General features: G+C 73.8%; 5 protein-coding genes. 3 read left to right on the top strand and 2 right to left on the bottom strand.

All coding sequences use genetic code 11. The features are described from left to right. Positions 1 to 57: 57 nt before the first annotated feature. Positions 58 to 156 carry a 30S ribosomal protein bS22 gene (locus tag ACFWEK_RS18710; RefSeq protein ID WP_003792170.1) on the bottom strand — a complete coding sequence of 33 codons (99 nt, stop codon included), beginning with the start codon at positions 154 to 156 and terminating at the stop codon, positions 58 to 60. Positions 157 to 310: 154 nt separating this feature from the next. Further along, positions 311 to 1,486, bottom strand: a complete 1,176-nt coding sequence (locus ACFWEK_RS18715) for an acetoin utilization protein AcuC (RefSeq protein WP_430547741.1) — start codon at positions 1,484 to 1,486, stop codon at positions 311 to 313. A 64-nt stretch (positions 1,487 to 1,550) separates the two neighbouring features. On the opposite strand from ACFWEK_RS18715, the gene ACFWEK_RS18720 reads away from it, so the two are divergent. From ACFWEK_RS18720 to ACFWEK_RS18730, 3 genes are all read left to right on the top strand, one after another. Further along, positions 1,551 to 2,942 carry a TrkH family potassium uptake protein gene (locus tag ACFWEK_RS18720; RefSeq protein WP_430547740.1) on the top strand — a complete coding sequence of 464 codons (1,392 nt, stop codon included), beginning with the start codon at positions 1,551 to 1,553 and terminating at the stop codon, positions 2,940 to 2,942. Positions 2,943 to 2,988: 46 nt separating this feature from the next. After that, a complete protein-coding gene (locus tag ACFWEK_RS18725; protein WP_429764974.1) occupies positions 2,989 to 3,660 on the top strand; it encodes a potassium channel family protein in 672 nt (223 codons plus the stop codon). 74 nt (positions 3,661 to 3,734) lie between these two features. Continuing rightward, a complete protein-coding gene (locus ACFWEK_RS18730) occupies positions 3,735 to 5,123 on the top strand; it encodes a phytase (RefSeq protein WP_430555015.1) in 1,389 nt (462 codons plus the stop codon). Positions 5,124 to 5,215 lie beyond the last annotated feature (92 nt).

Consider the following 5,215-nt stretch of genomic DNA (forward strand, 5'->3'; position numbering starts at 1 on the left):
CCTCCGTGGAGGTGCCGGGCCCGTTCGTGCACGCTGTCCGCCGTCAGGCGGACGGCGTCACTTCTTGTTGCGACGCTGGTGACGCGTCTTCCGCAGCAGCTTGCGGTGCTTCTTCTTCGCCATGCGCTTGCGGCGCTTCTTGATGACGGAGCCCATGAGGTCCTCACAATGCTTGTCGGTCGGTGGAACACGGTTGGTCCCAGGAGCCCTGTCTCCAGGAGCAGCCGACCAACGCGGAAAAGTCCGTCCCCCAGGGTACCCGATGCCCGGCGCCCTCCCGACCGGCGCCCGTCCGACCGGCGTCGTGACGTCAGTCGCGGTACGGGTCGAGGCCCCACACGGGGAACACGTGCCGCCGGGTGGCGAGGACCGCGCGGTCGACGTCGTCGGCCGGGTCGTAGCCGTCCGACCAGGGTCGCCACTCGACGTCGCCGCTGCCCAGGCGCTCGGCCGGGTCCAGCCCGGACAGCTCCTCGACCTCCCGCCGCCAGGACTCCGGCAGCTCGATGCCGATCGCCAGCGGCGCGTGCGCCGCCTCCGCCACCAGGCTCGCCCACACCAGCGGCACCACGTCGACCACCGCGTACCCGCCGCCACCGAGGGCGACCCAGCGGCCGTCGGCCAGCTCGTGCGCGAGCTCGTGCACCCAGCGCGCGGCCGTCCGCTGCGCGGCGACGCCCACGTTCAGGTCGGTGAGCGGGTCGTTGCCGTGCGCGTCGCAGCCGTGCTGCGACACGATCACCTGCGGCCGGAACTCGCGCACCACGGCGGGCACGACGGCGTCCACCGCGCGCAGCCAGTGCGCGCCGTCGGTGCGCGGCGGCAGCGCCACGTTCACCGCGGTGCCCTGGGCCGCCGTCCCGCCCGTGTCGCCGGCGTTCCCGCTGCCCGGGAAGAGCGTGTGCCCGTCCTGGTGCACGGAGACGGTGAGCACCCGCGGGTCGTCCCAGAAGATCGCCTCGACACCGTCGCCGTGGTGCGCGTCCAGGTCGACGTACGCGACCCGCTCGGCCCCGAGGTCGAGCAGGCGCCGCACGGCCGCCGCGGCGTCGTTGTAGATGCAGAAGCCGGACGCCGCGCCGCGCTGGGCGTGGTGCATGCCGCCCGCGATGTTCACGCCGTGGGCCACGTGCCCCGACCAGACCGACTCCGCCGCGTCCACCGACGCCGCCACGAGGCGCGCCGCGGCCTCGTGCATCGCCGGGAACACCGGGTCGTCCTCGGTGCCGAGGCCGCGCGCCGGGTCGGCGGTGCCGTCGGCGGCCGCGCGCCGCACCGCTGCGACGTAGGCGGCGTCGTGCACCGTCTCGATGAGCGCGTCGGGGGCGGGCTCGACGTCCGCGAGCTCCAGCGTGGGCTCGTCGAGCAGGCCGAGGTCCGCCACGAGCCGCATCGTGAGGTCGAGGCGGGCGGGCGCCATGGGGTGCCCGGGGCCGAAGTCGTAACGCAGGAGCTCGGGGCTCCACAGCAGCCGGGCGACGCGCATCCCGTCACGGTAGCCGACGCCGTGGCAGGCTGTGCCCAGCGACTGAGGGGCGGAAGGGGACAGGGTGCCGGGGAGCTGGGGCGGTCGCGCGCTCGCGCTGCGCGGATGGGCGAACCGCGCCGCCCGCGAGTACCCCGCCCGGCTCGCGATGACGGTGTTCGCCGCCGTCATCACCGTCATCTGGCTGCTGCTCCTCACCCCCTGGGCGACGGCGTCCGGCCGCGGCGCCTCCGTCGTCGACGCCCTCTTCACGGCGACCTCGGCCGTCTGCGTCACGGGCCTCGTCGTGCAGGACACCGCGACCTACTGGTCGGAGTTCGGGCACGTCGTCATCCTCGTGGGCATCAAGGTGGGCGGCCTGGGCGTGATGACGCTCGCCTCGCTGCTGGGCCTCGCCGTGTCGCGCCGGCTGGGCCTCACGCAGAAGCTCCTCACCGCCTCGGAGACGAAGACGGAGCGGCTCGGCGAGGTCGGCGCCCTCCTGCAGACGATCATCATCACCGCCACCAGCATCGAGCTGATCCTGTCGCTGCTGCTGTTCCCCCGGTTCCTCGTCCTCGGCGACCACGCCGGGACCGCCGCGTGGCACGCCCTGTTCTACGGCATCTCGTCGTTCAACAACGCCGGCTTCGTGCCCACCCCGGACGGCCTGCTCCCCTTCGCGTCGGACTGGTTCGTGCTGGTGCCGATCGCGCTCGGCGTGTTCATCGGCTCGCTCGGCTTCCCCGTCATCCTCAACGTGATCACCAACCGCCGGCGCAAGCACAAGCACTGGGTGCGGGCCCTGTCGCTGCACACCAAGCTCACCGTGACCACGAGCCTCGCGCTCCTCGTGTCCGGGGCGATCCTCATCGGCGCGCTGGAGTGGAACAACCCCGCCACCTTCGGCGAGCAGAGCTTCTCCACCAAGATCCTGTCGTCGGTCTTCGCGTCGGTGATGCCGCGGTCGGCCGGGTTCAGCTCCGTGCCCGTGCACGAGATGACCCAGGAGACGTGGCTGCTCACGGACGCCCTGATGTTCGTGGGCGGCGGCTCGGCGTCGACCGCGGGCGGCATCAAGGTCACGACGTTCGCCGTCATGCTGCTCGCGATCGTCGCCGAGGCGCGCGGCGACGCCGACACCGAGGTGTTCGGCCGGCGCATCCCCCGCGACACCCTGCGGCTGTCCATCGCGGTGGTCTTCGTGGGCGCCACCGCCGTGCTCGTCTCGTGCCTCGCGCTGCTGCGCATGACCGACCTGCGGCTGTCCGAGGCGCTGTTCGAGGTGATCTCCGCCTACGCCACCGTGGGCCTGTCCACCGGCGTCACCGCGGCCCTGCCCGACGGCGCGAAGTACCTGCTCGCGGGTCTCATGTTCGTCGGCCGCGTGGGCGTCATCTCGCTGCTCGGCGCCCTGGCCCTGCGCGACCGGCGACGCATCGTACGCTTCCCCGAGGAGCGCCCGATCATCGGGTGACCCGTACCGACGACCCGGCCGGCGACCCGGCCGACAGAGGAGAACCGTGGCGGACAAGAAGGCACCCGCGCGCGACGCGGGCGTGCTCGTGATCGGCCTGGGCCGCTTCGGCTCCTCCCTCGCGACGGTGCTGGACCGGCTCGGTCAGGACGTGCTCGCCGTCGAGCGTGACGAGAAGCTCGTCGCGCAGTGGTCCGGTCGCCTGCCCCTGGTCGAGGCGGACGCCTCGGAGTCGGAGGCCCTGGTCCAGCTCGGCGCCAAGGACTTCGGCGTCGCCGTGGTCGGCGTCGGCACGGAGCTCGAGGCGTCGGTGCTCATCACCGCCAACCTGGTGGACCTCGGCACGCCGCAGATCTGGGCCAAGGCGATCTCCGCGGAGCACGGCCGCATCCTCACCCGCATCGGCGCGCACCACGTCGTCTACCCCGAGGCCGACGCCGGCTCCCGCGTGGCGCACCTCGTGAGCGGCAAGATGCTCGACTACATCGAGGTGGAGGACGGCTTCACCATCGTCAAGATGCGGCCGCCGAAGGAGATGCAGGGCTTCACGCTCGCCCAGTCGGACATCCGCAAGCGGTACGGCGTCACCGTCATCGGCGTGAAGTCGCCCGGCGTGGAGTTCCAGTACGCGACGCCCGAGACGCGCGTGAGCGCCAACGACCTGCTCGTCTGCTCCGGCCACGCCGACCTGCTGGAGCGGTTCTCCGCGCGGCCCTGACCCGGGCGGGTGTTCGGCCACCGTTCACGAGGGCGCCACCGCCCGGCCAACGGCGCCCGGCACGCTCGGGGTCCATGCGATCCCCCCGACGCGCCCTGCCGGCGCTGCTGCTGCTCCCCGCCCTCGCCGTCGTGCCCGCGTCCGCGGCGTGGGGCCACGGGCCCGGTCACGGCCACGACCGCCCCGGTCGCGACGTCGCGACCGTGACGACCGACGTCGAGACGCCCGTGCTGTACGACGACGAGGCGGGCGGCGACGCGTCCGGCGACGACCCCGCGATCTGGGTGCACCCGGGCGGCTCCCGGGACTCGCTGGTCCTCGCGACCGCCAAGGAGGGCGGCCTGCGCGTGTACGACACGGCCGGCCGCGAGCTGCAGGCGCTGGCCGCGGACCCGGCGCCGCGGGCGGACGGCGTCGCCGGCCGGTACAACAACGTGGACCTCGCCTACGGCCTGCGCGTGGGCGGCGAGACCGTGGACGTCGCCGTGGTGTCCGACCGGTACAACGACCAGCTCCGGTTCTTCGCGGTCGACCCGGACGGCGCCGCCGCCGACGTGCCGCTCACCGAGATCACCGCGGCGGAGCAGCCGTTCCTCTTCCAGCCCGACCGGGCGGGCGTCGACTCCGAGCACACCGCGTACGGGCTGGCGGTGTGGCAGCCCCGCGACGGCGAGGCGTACGCGGTCGTCACGCAGGAGGGCACGACGGCGGTCGCGACGGCCCGCCTCGTCCCCCGCGCCGACGGCAAGGTCGGGTACACGGACGTCGACCACCTCGACCTGCCCGCGTCGTTCGACCTGCCCGACGGCAGCACGTGGACGGCGTGCGAGGAGCCGGGCGTGGGGCCGCAGCTCGAGGGGCTCTCCGTCGACCAGCGCACCGGCACCCTGTACGCCGCGCAGGAGGACGTCGGCCTGTGGCGCCTGCCGCTGCCGCTGGGGTCCGGCGAGCCGCGGCTCGTCGACACGGTCACCGACTTCGGCGTCGAGGACGCCTACGACCCCGAGACCGAGGAGTGCTCCCCCGCCGACGGCTCGTCCGAGGCGGAGGCCGTCGCCGCGAACCCGTTCGGCGGCGACCTGCTCACCGCCGACGCGGAGGGGGTCGACGTCTACCACGGGCCCGGCCGCGCGGGGTACGTCATCGTGTCCAGCCAGGGCGACGACACCTACGCCGTCTACTCCACGACGGGCCGCAACCAGGCCGTCGGCTCCTTCCGCGTCGCGGGGACGGGCGGCGTGGACGAGGTCAACGGCTCCGACGGACTCGCCGTGACGAACCGCCCCGTCGAGCCGTACCGCCAGGGCCTGCTCGTCACCCACGACGAGCCGGAGACCGGCGCCGACGTCGAGCCGGGCCGCGGCGACGCCACCGGGTTCTCGTACGTCGCCTGGGACGACGTCGCCGATGAGCTCGGCCTCGTCGTCAGCACCCGCGCCGGGAACGACCCGCGCTCCCGCTGACCACCCCTTCGCCGTCGAGGGGGGGGGGGTTTTAGGCCCCCCCGGCGCGGGTGGGGGGGAAAAAGCACCCCCCAGGCAAGGGGGGGGAGCCG

The sequence above is a fragment of the Isoptericola sp. NPDC060257 genome (assembly GCF_042726645.1).
GTDB lineage: Bacteria > Actinomycetota > Actinomycetes > Actinomycetales > Cellulomonadaceae > Isoptericola > Isoptericola nanjingensis.